The sequence below is a fragment of the Kitasatospora sp. NPDC098652 genome (assembly GCF_044760155.1).
Classification (GTDB): Bacteria; Actinomycetota; Actinomycetes; order Streptomycetales; family Streptomycetaceae; genus Kitasatospora.
Genome location: NZ_JBIWAQ010000005.1, coordinates 289337 through 306420 on the forward strand (window position 1 = coordinate 289337; position 17084 = coordinate 306420).

The window sequence follows — 17084 nt, forward strand, 5'->3', positions numbered from 1 at the left end:
GCGGGCGGTGTCGTTTCACGGCCCGGTGGGGCGGCGCGGTACGGTGCACGCAGCCGCTCGGGCCGAGGGAATGGGGTGCAGCACCGTGGGCGTGGTCGTGCTCGTCACCGGCGTGGCACGCCATCTGGGTGCCCGCTTCGCCGCCGAGGTCCGTCGCCGTCCGGGGGTGGACCGGGTCGTCGGCGTGGACGTGCAGCCGCCGCGGCTGCCGGTCGAGGAGCCGGACGGACCGGCCGCCCCGTACACCTTCCACCAGCTCGACCTGCGCCGCCCCGCGGTCTCCCGGGTGATCGCCGAGCACCGGGTGGACACCGTGGTGCACCTGAGCGTCAGCGCCACCGGTCTGGGCTCCACCAACCGCTCCGCGGTGAAGGAGTCCAACGTCATCGGCACCATGCAGCTGCTCGGCGCCTGCCAGAAGGCGCCCGGGGTGCGCCGGCTGGTGGTGAAGTCCACCACCGGCGTCTACGGCTCCGCGCCCCGCGACCCGGCGGTGTTCAGCGAGCGGATCCAGCCGAAGGACCCGCCCGGCGGCGGCTTCGCCAAGGACGCGGCCGAGGTGGAGGGCTACGTCCGCGGCTTCGCCCGGCGCCGCCCGGACGTCGCGGTGACGGTGCTGCGCTTCGCCAACATCGTCGGCCCGGGCGCCGACACCCCGCTCAGCGAGTACTTCGCGCTGCCGGTGCTGCCGACCGTGCTCGGCTACGACCCCAGGCTGCAGTTCGTGCACGAGGACGACGCCGTCGCGGTGCTCTGCCGGGCCGTCGGCGAGCCCGAGCCCGGCACCGTCAACACCGGCACCTTCAACGTGGCGGGGGAGGGCGTGCTGCTGCTCTCCCAGTGCGCCCGCCGGCTCGGCCGCCCGACCCTGCCGCTGCTGCTGCCCGCGGTCAGCTGGATGGCCGTACTGGCCCGGCAGACCCGGCTGGTGGACGTCTCGCCGGAACAGCTGCGGCTGCTCACCCACGGCCGGGTGGTGGACACCACGCGGCTGCGGGAGACCTTCGGCTACCGTCCGGCGTTCAGCACGCCGGAGGCCTTCGCCGACTTCGCCGCCGCCCTGGGCCCCGGCCTGCTGCCGCCGGAGCGGCTGGCCGCCGTCACCGACCGGCTGACCGCCCTGCTCGGCCCCGAAGGGGCCACCGACGCCGTACCGACCCGCCGCCCGAGGAGCTGAACCCGCGATGAGTGCCGCAGCCGAGAACGCGCCGGGCGAGGCCAAGGTCATCCCGATCGAGTCCGCCCCCAGCTGGAGCTCGCCGGAGGGCCCCGGCCTGGCCGACCGGCTCGCCGGGGCCGTCGGCGGGGCGCTGTCCGGGCAGCTCGGCCCGGCGGCCACCCGGCTGTTCGGCAAGGGCTGGGAGGGCCGGGCCACCGAGCGACTGGCCTTCCTGCGCCGTCGGATCACCGGCGACTACGAGGTCGACGAGTTCGGCTTCGACCGGGAGCTCACCGAGGAGGTGCTGCTCTCGCTGCTGCGCCCGCTGGCCGAGAAGTACTTCCGGATCGACGTCCAGGGGATCGAGCACGTCCCGGCCGAGGGCGGCGCCCTGATCGTCGCCAACCACTCCGGCACCATCCCGCTGGACGCCCTGATGACCCAGGTGGCCATCCACGACCACCACCCGCACCGCCGGCACCTGCGGATGCTCGCGGCCGACCTGGTCTTCGTGCTGCCGGGCGTCAACGAGCTGGCCCGCAAGGCCGGCCACACCCTGGCCTGCAACGAGGACGCCCAGGCGCTGTTGGAGCGGGGCGAGTTGGTCGGGGTCTGGCCGGAGGGCTTCAAGGGCATCGGCAAGCCGTTCTCCGAGCGCTACAAGCTCCAGCGCTTCGGCCGCGGCGGCTTCGTCTCCTCGGCGCTGCGCGCGGGGGTACCGATCGTGCCCTGCTCGATCGTCGGGGCGGAGGAGACCTACCCGATGATCGGCAACGTGAAGACGCTGGCCCGGCTGCTCGGCCTGCCGTACGTGCCGGTCACGCCGACCTTCCCGTGGCTGGGGCCGCTCGGGATGCTGCCGCTGCCGACCAAGTGGACGATCCGCTTCGGCGAGCCGATCGCCACCGACGGCCACCCGCCGGAGGCGGCGGACGACCCGATGCTGGTCTTCGACCTGGCCGACGAGGTGCGGGAGACCATCCAGCACACCCTGTACCAGCTGCTGGTGCAGCGGCGATCGGTGTTCTTCTAGGCGCCGGCGTCTTCCGAGGCCGGTGTTCCTCTGAGGCCGGCGTTCTTCTGATCGTCTTTTCGCGGACCTGACGCGGTGAGGGCCCGGCGGAACGCGTTCCGCCGGGCCCTCACCGCCTCGCTCAGCTCCCGCCGAGGATCCGCAGCCCGGGCAGCAGGCCGGGGATCAGCGGAGGCACGTCCACGCCCTGCTGGGCGCCGCTCGGCGTGCTGGGCGCGCCGGACGGCGGCTGGGGCGCCTTCGGCGGGGCCGCGTCGGCGCTCGGCGAGGGCCGGTTGCCGGTGAGCCCGCTGGTGAGGTCGCCGACCAGACCGTTGACGGCGTCCGGGGCGCTGCTGGGCAGGGTGCTCGGCAGTCCGCCGCCCTTGGCCCCGCCGCCGGCCGTGCTGCCGTTGCCGGTGGTGTCCGGGGCGCGGTCGGTGCCGGGGCGGCTGCCCGTGCCGCCCTGGGGCTGCGCGGAGCCGGGTGCGGCGCCGGAGCCGTCGGGACCGGCACCGGCCGGGGAGCCGGTCGAGGAGGAGTCGCCGCCCGCTCCGGTGCCGCCCGGTCCACCGCTCTTGGCGGGGGGCTGGGCCAGGCGCAGGGGCGCGACGTCCTCGGTTATGTCGTCGAAGAGCTGGTTCACCAGGTGGGCCTGCTCGGTGAGTTGGACCGGCAGCCGGCCCTGCAGCTCGCTCCAGCGGCCGTCCTCGTCGTGGGCGAAGCCGGCCAGCGCGCGCATCGGGCCCAGCGAGCCGTTGCTGCGGTAGACCGAACGCAGCAGTTCGCGGCCCTTGAGGGCGTCGGCGTGCATGTCGTCCAGCGCGCGGCGGACCCGGTCGACCGTGCCGGGGCTGAGCCCGGTGGTCGATCCGGCCTGCCCGACCAGGGCGTTGGCCTCGCCGAGCCGGGTGGCGGCGTTGCCGAGCAGCAGTTCGCCGCGCTCCGAGTCGGAGTCCGCGAGGTCGAGCCGGAGCCCTTCGAGACCGCGCTTCATGCCGTACAGCGTGTCCCCGGGGAGGGCGTTGGTGCTTGCGGCGGCCGCGCCGGCCAGGCTGCCGACGGCGAGCCCGGCGACCAGTCCGCCGATCGCGAAGCGGCGGCTCCACCGGCCGCGCGGCGCCGTCCGGATCGCCCGGTGGCGGCGCTGGCGGGGCACCGCGGCGCCCGGCCCGCCCGCGAAGGCCTGCTCGAACGCGGCCATCAGCTGAGCGCGTTGGACCGTCCGGACCTCCCGGTCCAGGGCTGGTCCGGGCAGTGCCCCCAGCGCGTCGGCCAGACCCACCAGTTCGGCCATCGCCACCGAACCGGACTCGGCGGCAGTGGTGTTGGCCGATTCGGCGGTGGCCGCGCGGCGTTGCTCCGCCTGGTGGGCCTCCAGCGCCTCGGCGAAGGCCTTCGCCCGTCGGTGCTCCAGCACGTTTGCCGTCACGGGCCACACCTCCCTTCGTCGTTGTCGACACCCCGGCCTGCCGGACGGTTGCCCCGGCGGGCCAAAGCCACTCCATCGGGTGATAGGTCACAATTCGGCTTGACCGTATGCCTGGTGGGGGCTTGCACGCTGGCCAACGAGCGGTACGGGCGGTCGGTTACGCACGGCTGATCATCGGACCGACCGTTCACCCGGACGTGTCGGCCGGGTGGCAGTGGTGACGGGCCCTCGGGCCGGTGCCGGGTCGGGCCCCGCCGGGGCCCTATCGCTCCCTCGGTCACCGCCGCCTCACCGCGCGTCGGGCGGCAGGAGCCGGGCGAGGGTGCGCACGGCGCGGTACTGGAGGGTCTTGATCGCGCCCTCGTTCTTGCCCATGATCCGCGCCGTCTCGGCCACCGACAGCCCCTGGAGGAAGCGCAGCGTCACGCACTCCTGCTGCTGGGGGTTGAGCCGGCGCACCGCGTCCAGCAGGGCGGCGTTGGAGAGCGACTCCAGCACCGACTCCTCCGGGCTGCGCTCGCACTCGTTGGAGTCGAGCATCTCGCCGGTGGTGACCTCCAGCCGGAACCGGCTGGACTTGAAGTGGTCGGCGACCAGGTTGCGCGCGATGGTGACCAGCCAGGCGCCGAAGTCGCGGCCCTGCCAGGTGAAGGTGCCGATCCGGCGCAGCGCGCGCAGGAAGGTCTCGCTGGTGAGGTCCTCGGCGGTGGCCCGGCTGCCGACCCGGTAGTAGATGTAGCGGTAGACGGTGTCCGCGTAGTGGTCGTAGAGCCGGCCGAAGGCCTCGCTCTCGCCGGCCTGGGCCCGCTCGACCAGCTCCATGATCGGGTTGTGCTCGGTCTCGTAGCCGGGGCTCGGCGCGGTGCGGGTACGGCTGCGGCCGACGCCGGTGCTGCCGGTGCGGCCGCGCGAGCCGGTGCCGGTGGAGCCGGCGGCGGTGGTGCGCAGCGCGATGCCGGGGCCGTGCTGGTGGCCGAACGGCGCGCCGGCGGGCACGAGTTGGGGCGAGGCGGCGAGCTGGCTGCGGAGCAGGGTGCGCAGCAGGTCCAGGCCGGTGGAGATCTGCCGCTCGGCCGGGCGGCCGCGGAGGCCGGTGCGGGGGCGCAGGGGCGCGGACGACGGGCGGGAGGGTGCAGGCGCGTCGTTCCGGACGGGTGGGTACACGGGACTCCCAGAGGCAGAACTGTGGACGGATCACCTCCGCCTGCGCGGAGAGCACTCCCCATGGCATCCGTTCGAGCGGGACGCATGGGTGACGTGCATCCAGGAGAGAATAACGCTTTGTGCAATGACAGCTACACCGTGTGGTCGAAGTGGTCGTTTGGGATCCATTTGTTGCGCATATTCGGCTGACACTGACCGGAGGTGTCGGCGTTCATCCGGCTCAACGTGACCGTTCGGGCGCCCAGGGTGACCAATTCGGCGGTACTGCGGGCGGTTTCCCAGCCTTGGGGCTCCGCAACCCCTGACTTTCCCGGCCTGGCGAACGATCAGAACCGGTCACCGGGTGACAAGTTCGCACGACCGGCCCGGACGGCCGTGTCGGAGCCGGGAGTTCGCCCGTACGAGGGGCCAGGTCAGGCCGCTGATTGACGCCCTCTCACCCGCACGGGGGAGGGGCAGAAACGGTTCCGTGGGCGGCCGTCCGAGGCCGAACGGCGGGACGTTCAGCCGGAGTTCGGTCCGGGGCGGGAGAGGGGATGGGCGGAGTTCAGCCGCGCCGACGGCGGCGCCGCAGCGCCACCCCGGCCGCCGCCGCGCCGGCCAGCACCCCGAGCGCGGCCGCCGCCGGCAGGCCCACCCGGGCCGCCTTGCGCCCGGTCCGGAAGTCGCGCACCCGCCACCCCTGCGCCCGGGCGTGCCGCCGCAGCGCGCCGTCCGGGTTCACCACGTAGGGGTGGCCGACCAGCGAGAGCATCGGGATGTCGTTGGCCGAGTCGCTGTAGGCCGCGCAGCGGTCCAGGTCCAGCCGCTCGCGCCGGGCCAGCGCGTTCACCGCGGCGGCCTTGGCCGGGCCGTGCAGCAGGTCGCCGACCAGCCGGCCGGTGTAGTGGCCGTCCCGGGCCTCCGCGACGGTCCCCAGCGCGCCGGTCATGCCGAGCCGCCGGGCGATGATCCGGGCCACCTCCAGCGGGGCGGCGGTCACCAGCCAGACCCGCTGGCCGGCGTCCAGGTGCATCTGGACCAGGGCGCGGGTGCCCGGCCAGATCTTGTCGGCGACGACCTGCTCGAAGACCTCCTCGCAGATCACCTCCAGGTCGGCGGTGCGCTTGCCGGCCACGAGGCCCAGGGCGGTGTTGCGGGCGTCCGAGATGTGGTCCGGGTCCTCGGTGCCGTGCAGCCGGAAGAGCGCCTGCTGCCAGGCGAAGCGGGCGATGTCGCGGCGGGTGAGGAAGCCGTGGCGGTAGAGGCCGACGCCGAGGTAGAAGATCGCGGCGCCGCGCAGGATGGTGTTGTCGCAGTCGAAGAAGGCGGCGGCGCGCGGGTCGTCCCGGTCCGGGGTGTGGTTCCCGGCCGGGGCCTTGGGGGTCTTCCCCGGCCGGCCGGGTGCCGGGCTCCCCGCGGGGGCGGGGGCCGCCCCGGTCTCCTCCGCCCCGGGTTCCTGCGCCACCGGGGCGTCGGCCGCCGGGGCGTCCGTCGCGGGGGCGAGCAGCGGTTCGGCGAGCAGCGGTTCGGCGCGCAGCGCGGCCTCGGCCGCCGCTGCCGCGGCCTCGCCCGCCAGGGCGCTCCGCTCGGTGGTGGAGCGTCTCGCCTTGGTGAGCCTTCGGAGCACGGCCATGCCACCGAGCATAGCCAGCCGGGCGGGGAGCGGCCGTGACGGAGCCGTGCCCGTGCGGTGAACAGCTGCCGGGCGGCCACCGCCCCGGAGGCGGGCGGGCGGGTGGACGACAATGAGCAGGTGAGCCCACTGCTGCGACGCAAGAGCCCCGAGCCGGCGGCCCGTACCGTGACCCTGGTCGGCAAGCCCGGCTGCCACCTGTGCGACGAGGCCCGGGAGGTGATCGTCCGGGTGGCGGCGGAGCTGGGCGCGGCCTTCGAGGAGCAGGACATCACCCGGGACGAGGAGCTGTACCGCCGCTACTGGGAGCAGATCCCGGTCACCCTGGTCGACGGCCGCCAGCACGACTTCTGGCGGGTCGACGAGAAGCGCCTGCGCAAGGCCCTGGGCGGCTGAGGAAGGGTCCGTGCGTGCACCACCTCCCCCGCCGACCGGCGGGGGAGCTTCGCCGAATCGTTGCCGAAGACACTCCGTTCCGGCGTGGGGCCGGGCGCCTGGGTCGGCTTACGATCGAACGCGTTTGCGCCCGTGGGGGGCTGAGCACACGAGGAGTGCCGCCATGCTTCCCCGTCCGACCCCCGCGCTGCCCGCAGCCCCGGGCTTCGCCGTGGTGGACGTGGAGGCGACCGGCCGCAGTCCGTGGCGGCACCGGGTGGTCGAGGTCGCGGTGGTGCTGCTGGACGAGCGGCTCCGCCCCGAGGGCGAGTTCGCCACCCTGCTGGACCCGCTGGGCCCGGTCGGCCCGACCCATGTGCACCGGATACGCCAGGCCGACATCGAGGGTGCGCCCCGCTTCCGGGAGATCGCCCCCCGGCTGCTGGAGCTGCTGGCCGGCCGGGTGCTGGTCGGTCACCACGTCAGCTGCGACCACGCCTTCCTGGAGCGCGAGTTCGCCCGGATCGGGGTGCCGCTGCCGCCCGTCCCCCTGCTGTGCACGATGCGGCTGGCCGGCGCCCACCTGCCGGAGGCCCGCGGCCAGGGCCTGGCGGCCTGCGCGGAGGCGGCCGGTCTGGGCTGGTTCCCGGCGCACACCGCGCTGGGCGACGCCCGGGTGACGGCGGAGCTGCTGAGGCACTGCGCGGGCGTCCCGTCCTGTCCGCCGGACGACTGGACCGGGCCGCTGCGCGAGGCCGCCCGGGTGCCCTGGCCGCGGTTGGGCCGGGCCCGTTCCCGGCCGTCCGGCGGTACCGTGCCACTACTGCGCCGGGAGGCGCCGTACGGCCCCTGGCTGCCCGGCGCCCAGGCCCCGGAAGTGGTCCTGACGCAGGCCGGTGCTATGAGCTCATCGGCGTGATGCGTGTCACTGTGCCGGGACAAATCGGACACCATCTTTGTGCACACGTTCACAAACGCTTAGCCTGGCTGCCAAAGCCCAGCTTCACCCACAGGAGCACCGTGGCAATCGGCCGATCACCACAGAGCAGTTCGCAGACGCCCGACCAGGGCGCCGCGCGCCGACCCGCGCGTGCCCGGGGCATCCCGGAGGCGACCGTCGCCCGCCTCCCCCTCTACCTGCGGGCCCTCACCGCGCTCTCCGAGCGCTCGGTGCCGACCGTCTCCTCCGAGGAGCTGGCCGCCGCGGCCGGCGTGAACTCGGCCAAGCTGCGCAAGGACTTCTCCTACCTCGGCTCCTACGGCACCCGGGGCGTCGGCTACGACGTCGAGTACCTCGTCTACCAGATCTCCCGCGAGCTGGGCCTGACCCAGGACTGGCCGGTCGTCATCGTCGGCATCGGGAACCTCGGCCACGCCCTCGCCAACTACGGCGGGTTCGCCTCCCGCGGCTTCCGGGTCGCCGCCCTGTTGGACGCTGACCCGAACGTGGTCGGTTCCACCGCGGCCGGACTGCCGGTGCGCCACATGGACGAGCTGGAGTCGATCGTCGAGAGCCAGCACGTCTCGATCGGTGTGATCACCACCCCGCCCGGCGCCGCCCAGCAGGTCTGCGACCGACTGGTCGAGGCGGGCGTCACCAGCATCCTGAACTTCGCCCCGACCGTGCTGACCGTCCCGGACGGCGTGGACGTGCGCAAGGTGGACCTCTCCATCGAGCTGCAGATCCTCGCCTTCCACGAGCAGCGCAAGGCCGGCGAGGAGCCCGACCGCACCGAGTCGGTGCTGGACCGCGCCCCCGGCCCGGTCCGCGCGGCCGCGGCCAAGCTGCGCCGGGCGGCCGGCGGCAGCGGCAAGGGCCGCACCGGCACCGAGCCGGCGGCCAAGGAGCCGGCCGAGCCGTCGGCCAAGGGCAAGCCCGCCAAGGGCGGCGAGGGCGAGCTGTCCGCGGTGATGCCGGCGTGAACACCGAGAGCTGTGGGGGGCGGGCATGAGTCTTCTCGTCGTCGGACTGAGCCACCGGACGGCACCGGTCGGCGTGCTGGAGCGCGCCGCGCTGACCGGCGAGGTCCCGACCCGGCTGCTGCACGACGCGGCCGCGTCCTCGACCGTCGCCGAGGCCGCCCTGCTCAACACCTGCAACCGGATCGAGCTGTACGCGGACGTGGACAAGTTCCACGGCGGCGTCGCCGAGCTGTCGCTGCTGCTGGCCCACCACAGCGGGGTGGACCTGGAGGAGCTGACCTCCCACCTGTACGTCCACTACGAGGACCGTGCCGTCCACCACCTGTTCTCGGTGGCCTGCGGCCTGGACTCGATGGTGGTCGGCGAGGGCCAGATCCTCGGCCAGCTGCGCGACGCGCTGGCCAAGGCCCAGGAGGAGCACACCGCCGGGCGCGGCCTGAACGAGCTGTTCCAGCAGGCCCTGCGGGTCGGCAAGCGGGCGCACAGCGAGACCGGGATCGACAAGGCCGGCCAGTCGCTGGTCACCTTCGGCCTGGAGCAGGTCGCCGCGGGCGCGGGCGAGATCGCGGGCAAGCGCGCGCTGGTGGTCGGGGCCGGCTCGATGAGCTCGCTGGCCGCCGCCACCCTGGTCCGCTCCGGGGTCACCGACCTGCTGATCGCCAACCGCACGCCGGCCCGTGCCGAGCGCCTGGTGGAGATCCTCGGCCCGGACGTGGCCCGCACCCTGGACCTCGACAAGGTGCCGCAGGCGCTGGCCGACGTCGACCTGGTGATCTCCTGCACCGGCGCGGCCGGCGTGGTGGTCCGGGCCGAGGACGTCGCCGCCGCGGTCGCCGTGCGCACCGCTCCCGAGCCGCTGGCGCTGCTCGACCTCGCCATGCCGCGCGACGTCGACCACGCCGTGCACGAGCTGGACGGCGCCCTGCTGGTCGACCTGGAGAGCCTCTCCCACGCGCACGCCGCCAGCCCCGGCGCCGGCGACGTCGACGAGGTCACCCGGATCGTCTCCGACGAGGTGACGGCCTTCGGCGCCGCCCAGCGGGCCGCCCGGATCGCGCCGACCGTGGTCGCGCTGCGGGCGATGGCCTCCGAGGTGGTCGCCGCCGAGCTGGGCCGGCTGGACTCCCGGCTGCCCGACCTGGACGAGCGCTCCCGCGCCGAGATCACCCAGACCGTCCGCCGCGTCGTCGACAAGCTGCTGCACGCCCCGACCGTCCGGGTGAAGCAGCTGGCCGCCGAGCCCGGCGGCGCGTCCTACGCGGACGCCCTGCGCGAGCTGTTCGACCTCGACCCGGCGGCCGTGCACGCCGTTTCGGGTACGCCCGTCGGCGGCCGTTCCCAGCCTTCGGCCGGGGGCACCAGATGAACCGTCAGCCATCCCACGAGTACCACCGGGACGATCACCTCATGAATGGTCAACCGCTCACCGAGCAGGCTCCGGACGCCGCCCTGCGGCTCGGCACCCGGCGCAGCCCGCTCGCCATGGCCCAGTCGGGCATGGTCGCCCGCGAGGTGACCAGGCTCACCGGCCGCCCCGTCGAGCTGGTCGAGATCACCACCTACGGCGACACCTCGCGGGAGGCGCTCGCCCAGATCGGCGGCACCGGCGTGTTCGTCTCCGCACTGCGGGACGCCCTGCTGGAGGGCCGGATCGACTTCGCCGTGCACTCGCTCAAGGACCTGCCCACCGCCGCGCCCGAGGGCCTGGCGCTGGCCGCCGTCCCCGCCCGCGAGGACGTCCGGGACGCCCTGGTCGCGGCCGAGGGCCTGGCCCTGGACGAACTGGTGGAGAAGCTGGCCGGAGCCGGCCGCCCGGCCCGGATCGGCACCGGCTCGCCGCGCCGGATGGCCCAGCTGAACGCCTGGGCCCGGGCCCGCGGCGCCCAGCTGGAGACCGTCCCGATCCGCGGCAACGTGGACACCCGGATCGGTTACGTGACCGCCGGCGAGCTGGACGCCGTGGTGCTGGCCACGGCCGGCCTCAACCGGCTCGGCCGCAGCGCCGAGATCTCCCAGCACCTCGACCCCGAGCTGATGATCCCGGCCCCCGGCCAGGGCGCGCTCGCGATCGAGTGCGCCGCCGCCGACACGGAGCTGACCGCCGCGCTCGCCGCGCTGGACCACGCCCCCACCAGGGTCGCCGTGGCCGCCGAGCGCGCCCTGCTGGCCACCCTGGAGGCCGGCTGCTCGGCTCCGGTGGCCGCACTGGCCACCTGGGGCCGGGAGTACGAACTGCGGCTGGACGGTGTGGTCGGCGATCCCGACGGCACCGCCCTGCTGAAGATGTCCGCCAACGGTCCGATCGTCCTCGACGAGACCGCCGAGCAGCAGGCGCGGGCCCTCGGCCACGCCCTGGCCGCCCGGCTGCTCGACGCGGGCGCGGCCACCCTGATGGGGGAGCGAGCCCGATGAGTGAGCGAAGCGAGCGAATCATGACGAGGTGCGCGTTTCGCGAAGAGACCGCCGAGCGCAGCGAGGTGGGCGCATGAGCACCACCGCCGCCACCGACGCCCTCTTCCCGGCCGGCCGGCCCACCGGACGGTGCACCTTCCTGGGAGCCGGTCCCGGGGACCCGGGGCTGCTGACCCTGCGCGCGGTCGAGGTGCTGTCCTCGGCCGACGTCCTGGTCGCCGACCCGCTGACCGCGGCCGCCGTGCGCACCCACTGTCCGGCCGGCGTGCAGGTGCACGCCCCGGCCGCCGAGGGCGCCGACTTCGACCTGGCCAAGCTGGTCGCCGAGGCCGTCCGGGCCGGCAAGCACGTGGTCCGCACCGTCGACGGCGACCCGGGCCTGGACGGCTGCGCCGCCGAGGAGATGCTCAGCTGCGCGGGCGACGGGATCCCCTTCGAGGTGATCCCGGGCGTCGCCCAGTCGGTCGGCGTCCCGGCCTACGCGGGCGTCCCGCTGCGCGGCGCGGCCGGCACCGACGTCCGGTTCGTGGACGGCGGCCAGCTGCTGTCCGGCGCCCCGGTCGACCTGGGCGCGCCGGAGACCACCCTGGTGGTCCGCACCACCCTGGGCCAGCTGCCGGCCACCGCGAGCGCGCTGGTCTCCAACGGTCGCAAGCCGGACTCGGCGCTGAGCGCCACGCTGTCCGGCACCACCACCCGCCAGCGGACCTTCACCTCCACGCTGGCCACCATCGCGGCCGACCTCAAGGTCGCCCGGGTGCTGCCCTCGCCGGTCTCCGCCCCGGTGGACCCGGCGACCTCGGTGATAGCCGTGGTGGGCGAGCAGGTCGCCCACCGGGCCTCGCACTCCTGGTTCGAGACCAAGCCGCTGTTCGGCTGGAACGTCCTCGTGCCGCGCACCAAGGAGCAGGCCCACGGCCTGTCCGAGCAGCTGCGCTCGTACGGCGCGGTGCCGCAGGAGGTGCCGACCATCGCGGTCGAGCCGCCGCGCACCCCGCAGCAGATGGAGCGGGCCATCAAGGGCCTGGTCACCGGACGCTACGAGTGGATCGCCTTCACCTCGGTGAACGCCGTCCGCGCGGTCCGGGAGAAGTTCGAGGAGTACGGCCTGGACGCCCGGGCGTTCGCCGGGATCAAGGTCGCGGCGGTCGGCGAGACCACCGCGCAGGCCCTGGTGGACTTCGGCGTGAAGCCGGACCTGGTGCCCTCCGGGGAGCAGTCCGCGGCCGGGCTGCTGGAGGACTGGCCGCCGTACGACCCGGTCTTCGACCCGATCGACCGGGTGCTGCTGCCGCGCGCCGACATCGCCACCGAGACCCTGGTCGCCGGCCTGGTCGAGCTCGGCTGGGAGGTCGACGACGTGACGGCGTACCGGACGGTGCGCGCCTCGCCGCCGCCGGCCGAGACCCGCGAGGCGATCAAGGGCGGCGGCTTCGACGCGGTGCTGTTCACCTCGTCCTCGACCGTGCGGAACCTGGTCGGCATCGCCGGCAAGCCGCACAACGTCACGGTCATCGCCTGCATCGGCCCGGCCACCGCCAAGACCGCCGAGGAGCACGGCCTGCGGGTCGACGTGATGGCCCCGGCGCCGTCGGCGGCCGCGCTGGCCCAGGCGCTGGCAGACTTCGGGGCCAAGCGCCGGGACACCGCGACGGCCGCGGGCGAGCCGGTCTACCGGCCCAGCGAGCGCCGTCCGGGATCCCGCCGCAAGGCCCGCTGAGCCCTCAACCATGCTGCTGGGGGCGGCGGTTCGTCGCCCCCAGCGCTGCACAACCGTTCGGAGAGAGAAGCCGTGTCCGCTGAATTCCCGTACGTTCGCCCCCGTCGACTGCGGCAGAGCCCGGCGATGCGCCGGCTGGTCGCCGAGACCCGGCTGCACCCGGCGGAGCTGATCCTGCCGCTGTTCGTCCGCGAGGGCGTCAGCGAGCCCGTCCCGGTCACCTCGATGCCGGGCGTGGTCCAGCACACCCGCGACACCCTGCGCAAGGCCGTCGTCGAGGCGGCCGAGGCCGGGCTGGGCGGCGTCATGCTGTTCGGCGTCCCGCTCGTGCAGGACGCGACCGGCAGCGAGGGCACCAACCCGGACGGCATCCTCCAGCAGGCGATCCGGGACGTGGTCGCCGAGGTCGGCGACTCCCTGGTGGTCATGTCCGACCTCTGCCTGGACGAGTACACCGACCACGGCCACTGCGGCGTGCTGGCCGCCGACGGCAGCGTGGACAACGACGCCACCCTGGAGCGCTACGCCGAGATGGCCCGGGTGCAGGCCGACGCGGGCGTCCACCTGGTCGGCCCGTCCGGCATGATGGACGGTCAGATCGCCGTGGTCCGGCGGGCGTTGGACGAGGCCGGGCACCAGGACACCGGCATCCTCGCCTACACCGCCAAGTACGCCTCGGCCTTCTACGGCCCGTTCCGCGAGGCGGTCGGCTCCTCGCTCAAGGGCGACCGCAAGGCCTACCAGCAGGACCCGGCCAACGCCCGCGAGGCGCTGCGCGAGCTGGAGTTGGACCTCGCCGAGGGCGCGGACATGGTGATGGTCAAGCCGGCCATGGCCTACCTGGACATCCTGCGCCAGGTCGCCGACGCCTCCCCGGTGCCGGTCTCCGCGTACCAGGTGTCCGGCGAGTACGCGATGGTCGAGGCGGCCGCCGCGAACGGGTGGATCGACCGGGAGCGGATGATCATGGAGACGCTGACCTCGCTGCGCCGGGCCGGTGCCGAGCAGATCCTCACCTACTGGGCGGTCGAGGCCGCCGCGATGCTCGAGCAGGGCTGAGCCCGTACGGCGGAAGGCCGGGCCGTTCCCCCCGCGGGGAGCGGCCCGGCCTTCCTCGTCACTACTTCCAGCCGTTGATGTGCGCGAAGCCCTCGCCGCCGCCGACCAGGTCGGTCGCGGTGGCGGCGCCGCCGACGAAGCCGCCGGCGACGACGTTGGTGGTGTGGCCGACGCCGAAGCCCCCACCGGCCACGAACGGCTGCTCACCGGAGGCGACGATGCCGCCGCCGCCCACCAGGCCGACGTGGGCGAACGCCGGGGTGGCGGCACCGGCGAGCGCGAGCGCGGCGGTGGCGGTCAGGGCGGCCTTGGCCAGCGTGCTCTTCATGGATCTGCCCTCTCTGTGGGGGCGCCCCCGCGGGCGCCCGTCCTCTGACTGGTGCTGCGACTCTTGTCGATGAAGCCCGGAGGGCCCGGGGAGCTTCTCCTCCCCGGGCCCTCCGTCCGTGCCGTGCCCCTTGATCAGCCGATCAGGTGCGAGACACCCGCGTCGCCCGAGGACTGGGTGTTCTGGCCGACGTTGCAGATCTGCTTCGGGGTGCTGTTCAGGACGGGCACCTCGACCGGAACCGCGACGCCGATGACGGCGACGGCGATGTTGTGGACCTCCGGCAGGCAGACGTTCGCGTTGTCCAGGGTGTGGAAGTTCGGGCTGCCGTTGCCGTGGGTGCCGGTCTGGTTGGTGCCGCCGTTGCCCTGGACGGAGGTGGCGGCGCCGTCCGAGTCGACGATGGCGGAAGCCGAGCCGGCGGACATCGCGATGGCGGCGGCGGCCAGGCCGGCGGCGGCGAGGGACTTCTTGATCATTTCCGGTTTTCCTCTCAAGGGTGAATCGGGGAGCGATTCGAGGGTGGTTCAGGGGGGTGGTGCGGAGGTGGGCTGGGGGAGCGTCAGCCGACCAGGTGGGACACGCCCGCGTCGCCGTGGCTCTGGGTGCCCTGGCCCTGGGTGCAGTACTGCTTGCCACCGCTGTTGGCGATCGGGACCTCGACCGGGACGGCCACACCGAGAACACCGACGGCGATGTTGTGGACCTCGGGGAGGCAGATGTTCGCGTTGTCCAGGAAGTGGAAGTTCGGGCTGTTGTTCCCGACCGTCCCGGTGAAGTTGGTGCCGCCGTTGCCCTCGATGGAGGCGGCCGCGCCGTCCGCGTCACCGATGGCCGAAGCGGGAGCGGCGGCACCGGCGAGCGCGGCGACGGCCAGGCCGGCGGCGGCGAAGGACTTCTGGATCATGGGGAGATCCCTCTCTGAAATGCTTTCGGTTTCCGTGCGTAGCAACGCGTCGAACGCTCAGACCCGGTCTGCAGTCACTGACGTCCAGATCAAAGAATGACGGCACGGAAGGTTACGGGGATTTTTGAAAAGAGTCCGGGAGGCGCGTCCGGGGGTGGTTTCCGGTCGGATTATTAGGCCGAATCGGCTAACGCCCGCAATCCGAACTCCTGGTCACTCGTTGCGCAGATTGCTTTCCGGCTGCGGCCCCGCAGCCCTCCTCGAAGGAACGGTGAAAAGCATGAAGTTCTCCAAGCGGGCCGGCGCGATGCTGCTGGCGGTCGGTGCGGGCGTGCTCGCCTCCCAGGGAGCGGCCTCCGCCGCCCCGGTTGGCCCCGACCAGGTCGGAGCCCTGGAGGACAAGCTGGCCACCCAGCAGGTCCCGGCGGACGTGCCGCTCACCCCGCTGGGCAGCCACGTCACGGCCGGCATCCCCACCTCGCTGGTCATGCCGCCGGTGGCCGGCCGGACCACCGACAACGGGCTGCTCCCGGACCACCTGGTGCCCCAGCTGGCCACCGGCAAGGTCGGCCCGAGCGCCAAGGCCCAGCTGCCGTTGCCGCTGGTCGACCAGGGCGCCGACCTCGGCCAGGTGCTGCTGGAGGCCCCGGCCGCGCCGCTCCAGGCCAGGACCCCCGGCCTGGACGTGGGCAAGCCGCTCTCCCTGGTGCACGACGGCACCGGCCAGCTGGCCGACGGCCGGATCCGGGTGGACGAGGTGGACCCGCGGCTGGTGCCCGGCGCCGTGCAGACCGTCCCCGGGGCCACCGCGAGCCTGGGCAGCGACGAGCGCCGGCTCTCCGTCACCGACGAGGTGAACGACCTGGCCAACACCACCACGGCCACCGCCACCGGCGTCCTGCGGCAGACCGACGCGACCGGCACGGCGACCTCGACCGCCACCGGCCTCGTCCAGCAGAGCGGCCTGGCCGACCTCACCCAGCTCTGAGCAGGGCCCCGAGCCCAAGCGCTGAGGCCGGCTCCGAGCCCAGCACTGAGGCCGGCTCCGAGCCCAGCGCCGAGCAGGGCGGCGAGCTACCGCCCGACGCGCCGGAGCCCGGCACCCCTCCTGGTGGCCAGGGGTGCCGGGCTCCGGCGCGTCCGCGGTCAGCCCGGCAGCACGCCGGAGAGCCCGCCGACCAGCGGGAGGTCCTTGACCCCGCCGCCCGCGCTCAGCGGTCCGGTCAGCGTGCCGGTGCCCACCGGGGCCAGGCCCTGGTCCGGCTGGACGGTCGCACCGTTGTTGAGCACGTCGGCCGAGGAGTTGGCCCACGGGTCCAGGCGCAGGCTCTTGATCGGCGCGACGCCGTAGCCGAGGCCGGCCGTCGTCCCGTTCAGTGCCTGCCCGACGTCGGTCTTCGCCAGCGTGGCCGGGCCGGCGGCGGGCTGCTGCCCCGCGGCGGGAGCGGCCTGCGCAGAACCGGCGCCGAGCAGCACCGCGGCGCCCACGGCGGCGGCCAGCCCGGCCCCGCCCTTCTTCGAAACCATGCGGTTCACCCTTCGGTGGAGTGGGGCCCGGCCCGGCGAAACCCGAGGGACGGGCCCTGAGCTTCCGGACGTCCCGTCCGGAGAAAGCGAACTGCCCCCCGGCCGGCTGGTCGGGGGGCAGTACGGCCGAAACGCGTGCCGATCGGGGATCAGCAGTCGTCCGCGGGCTTCGGGTGCATGTCCACGTTGGCGCAGCTGTTGCCGAAGGCCGGGTTCAGCAGGCCGATCACGTTGATGGTGTTGCCGCACAGGTTGATCGGCACGTGCACCGGGACCTGGATCTGGTTGCCGGAGACGACACCGGGGGAACCGGCGGCCACGCCCTCGGCGCCCGAGCTGGCGGCGGCGGAGCCGGCCGCGCCGAGCACCAGGCCGGCAGCGGCGGCGGAGAGGACGGCGACCTTCTTCACGTTCTGCATGGGGGTTGATCTCCTCGATCACACACGGGTGG

The 17084-nt window shown here is 74.1% G+C and carries 18 protein-coding genes; 10 read left to right on the top strand and 8 right to left on the bottom strand.

Translation table 11 applies throughout. The features are described from left to right. Positions 1–85: 85 nt before the first annotated feature. Positions 86–1177 (top strand): NAD-dependent epimerase/dehydratase family protein, encoded by a 1092-nt coding sequence (locus tag ACIQWA_RS14325; protein WP_402482087.1) that lies wholly within the window; start codon positions 86–88, stop codon positions 1175–1177. 7 nt (positions 1178–1184) lie between these two features. Further along, entirely contained in the window at positions 1185–2192 is a 1008-nt protein-coding gene (locus ACIQWA_RS14330; RefSeq protein ID WP_402482090.1) for a lysophospholipid acyltransferase family protein, read from the top strand. Between the two features lie 121 nt (positions 2193–2313). Here the strand turns inward: ACIQWA_RS14330 and ACIQWA_RS14335 are convergent, their stop codons facing one another. From ACIQWA_RS14335 to ACIQWA_RS14345, 3 genes are all read right to left on the bottom strand, one after another. Then, on the bottom strand, positions 2314–3603 hold the full coding sequence (locus tag ACIQWA_RS14335; RefSeq protein ID WP_402482092.1) for a DUF5667 domain-containing protein: 1290 nt from the start codon (positions 3601–3603) through the stop codon (positions 2314–2316). A 288-nt stretch (positions 3604–3891) separates the two neighbouring features. Continuing rightward, positions 3892–4710: an ECF subfamily RNA polymerase sigma factor, BldN family gene (locus ACIQWA_RS14340; RefSeq protein ID WP_402482440.1), complete on the bottom strand. Its 819-nt coding sequence runs from the start codon at positions 4708–4710 to the stop codon at positions 3892–3894. A 604-nt stretch (positions 4711–5314) separates the two neighbouring features. Further along, positions 5315–6382, bottom strand: a complete 1068-nt coding sequence (locus tag ACIQWA_RS14345; protein WP_402482095.1) for an HAD family hydrolase — start codon at positions 6380–6382, stop codon at positions 5315–5317. Between the two features lie 120 nt (positions 6383–6502). Between ACIQWA_RS14345 and ACIQWA_RS14350 the strand changes: the two genes are divergently transcribed. The 7 genes from ACIQWA_RS14350 to hemB all read left to right on the top strand — a co-directional run bounded on the left by ACIQWA_RS14350 (position 6503) and on the right by hemB (position 13871). Next, positions 6503–6778 (top strand): glutaredoxin family protein, encoded by a 276-nt coding sequence (locus ACIQWA_RS14350; RefSeq protein WP_360225881.1) that lies wholly within the window; start codon positions 6503–6505, stop codon positions 6776–6778. 163 nt (positions 6779–6941) lie between these two features. Beyond that, the gene (locus tag ACIQWA_RS14355; protein ID WP_360225884.1) at positions 6942–7676 is read left to right on the top strand and encodes a 3'-5' exonuclease; all 735 of its coding nucleotides are present in this window, start codon (positions 6942–6944) and stop codon (positions 7674–7676) included. Between the two features lie 107 nt (positions 7677–7783). Further along, the gene (locus tag ACIQWA_RS14360; protein WP_360227631.1) at positions 7784–8680 is read left to right on the top strand and encodes a redox-sensing transcriptional repressor Rex; all 897 of its coding nucleotides are present in this window, start codon (positions 7784–7786) and stop codon (positions 8678–8680) included. A gap of 25 nt (positions 8681–8705) precedes the next feature. Beyond that, positions 8706–10046: a glutamyl-tRNA reductase gene (locus ACIQWA_RS14365; RefSeq protein ID WP_402482098.1), complete on the top strand. Its 1341-nt coding sequence runs from the start codon at positions 8706–8708 to the stop codon at positions 10044–10046. A gap of 41 nt (positions 10047–10087) precedes the next feature. After that, entirely contained in the window at positions 10088–11092 is a 1005-nt protein-coding gene (gene hemC, locus ACIQWA_RS14370) for a hydroxymethylbilane synthase (RefSeq protein WP_360225890.1), read from the top strand. A 73-nt stretch (positions 11093–11165) separates the two neighbouring features. After that, complete coding sequence (locus tag ACIQWA_RS14375) at positions 11166–12812, top strand: uroporphyrinogen-III synthase (protein ID WP_402482102.1); 1647 nt, start codon at positions 11166–11168, stop codon at positions 12810–12812. Between the two features lie 72 nt (positions 12813–12884). Continuing rightward, complete coding sequence (gene hemB / locus ACIQWA_RS14380; protein WP_402482104.1) at positions 12885–13871, top strand: porphobilinogen synthase; 987 nt, start codon at positions 12885–12887, stop codon at positions 13869–13871. A 61-nt stretch (positions 13872–13932) separates the two neighbouring features. Here the strand turns inward: hemB and ACIQWA_RS14385 are convergent, their stop codons facing one another. The 3 genes from ACIQWA_RS14385 to ACIQWA_RS14395 form a co-directional block, all read right to left on the bottom strand. Then, on the bottom strand, positions 13933–14199 hold the full coding sequence (locus ACIQWA_RS14385; protein ID WP_360225899.1) for a hypothetical protein: 267 nt from the start codon (positions 14197–14199) through the stop codon (positions 13933–13935). Between the two features lie 134 nt (positions 14200–14333). Further along, positions 14334–14678 carry a rodlet layer protein gene (locus ACIQWA_RS14390; RefSeq protein WP_329929037.1) on the bottom strand — a complete coding sequence of 115 codons (345 nt, stop codon included), beginning with the start codon at positions 14676–14678 and terminating at the stop codon, positions 14334–14336. Positions 14679–14761: 83 nt separating this feature from the next. Further along, positions 14762–15106, bottom strand: a complete 345-nt coding sequence (locus tag ACIQWA_RS14395) for a rodlet layer protein (protein WP_360225902.1) — start codon at positions 15104–15106, stop codon at positions 14762–14764. 280 nt (positions 15107–15386) lie between these two features. On the opposite strand from ACIQWA_RS14395, the gene ACIQWA_RS14400 reads away from it, so the two are divergent. Further along, positions 15387–16094, top strand: a complete 708-nt coding sequence (locus tag ACIQWA_RS14400; RefSeq protein WP_402482107.1) for a hypothetical protein — start codon at positions 15387–15389, stop codon at positions 16092–16094. 158 nt (positions 16095–16252) lie between these two features. Here the strand turns inward: ACIQWA_RS14400 and ACIQWA_RS14405 are convergent, their stop codons facing one another. Together ACIQWA_RS14405 and ACIQWA_RS14410 are read right to left on the bottom strand one after the other, a co-directional pair. Next, positions 16253–16633: a hypothetical protein gene (locus tag ACIQWA_RS14405; RefSeq protein WP_360225908.1), complete on the bottom strand. Its 381-nt coding sequence runs from the start codon at positions 16631–16633 to the stop codon at positions 16253–16255. Positions 16634–16782: 149 nt separating this feature from the next. Continuing rightward, positions 16783–17052 (bottom strand): chaplin, encoded by a 270-nt coding sequence (locus ACIQWA_RS14410; RefSeq protein WP_360225911.1) that lies wholly within the window; start codon positions 17050–17052, stop codon positions 16783–16785. Between the last annotated feature and the right edge of the window lie 32 nt (positions 17053–17084).

Excerpts from the sequence above, each read along its gene's own strand:
- ACIQWA_RS14330 (WP_402482090.1), top strand. The coding sequence starts at position 1,185 with ATGAGTGCCGCAGCCGAGAACGCGCCGGGCGAGGCCAAGGTCATCCCG.
- ACIQWA_RS14345 (WP_402482095.1), bottom strand. The coding sequence starts at position 6,382 with ATGGCCGTGCTCCGAAGGCTCACCAAGGCGAGACGCTCCACCACCGAG.
- ACIQWA_RS14355 (WP_360225884.1), top strand. The coding sequence starts at position 6,942 with ATGCTTCCCCGTCCGACCCCCGCGCTGCCCGCAGCCCCGGGCTTCGCC.
- ACIQWA_RS14365 (WP_402482098.1), top strand. The coding sequence starts at position 8,706 with ATGAGTCTTCTCGTCGTCGGACTGAGCCACCGGACGGCACCGGTCGGC.
- hemC (WP_360225890.1), top strand. The coding sequence starts at position 10,088 with ATGAATGGTCAACCGCTCACCGAGCAGGCTCCGGACGCCGCCCTGCGG.
- ACIQWA_RS14375 (WP_402482102.1), top strand. The coding sequence starts at position 11,166 with ATGAGCACCACCGCCGCCACCGACGCCCTCTTCCCGGCCGGCCGGCCC.
- ACIQWA_RS14385 (WP_360225899.1), bottom strand. The coding sequence starts at position 14,199 with ATGAAGAGCACGCTGGCCAAGGCCGCCCTGACCGCCACCGCCGCGCTC.
- ACIQWA_RS14390 (WP_329929037.1), bottom strand. The coding sequence starts at position 14,678 with ATGATCAAGAAGTCCCTCGCCGCCGCCGGCCTGGCCGCCGCCGCCATC.
- ACIQWA_RS14395 (WP_360225902.1), bottom strand. The coding sequence starts at position 15,106 with ATGATCCAGAAGTCCTTCGCCGCCGCCGGCCTGGCCGTCGCCGCGCTC.
- ACIQWA_RS14400 (WP_402482107.1), top strand. The coding sequence starts at position 15,387 with ATGAAGTTCTCCAAGCGGGCCGGCGCGATGCTGCTGGCGGTCGGTGCG.
- ACIQWA_RS14405 (WP_360225908.1), bottom strand. The coding sequence starts at position 16,633 with ATGGTTTCGAAGAAGGGCGGGGCCGGGCTGGCCGCCGCCGTGGGCGCC.
- ACIQWA_RS14410 (WP_360225911.1), bottom strand. The coding sequence starts at position 17,052 with ATGCAGAACGTGAAGAAGGTCGCCGTCCTCTCCGCCGCCGCTGCCGGC.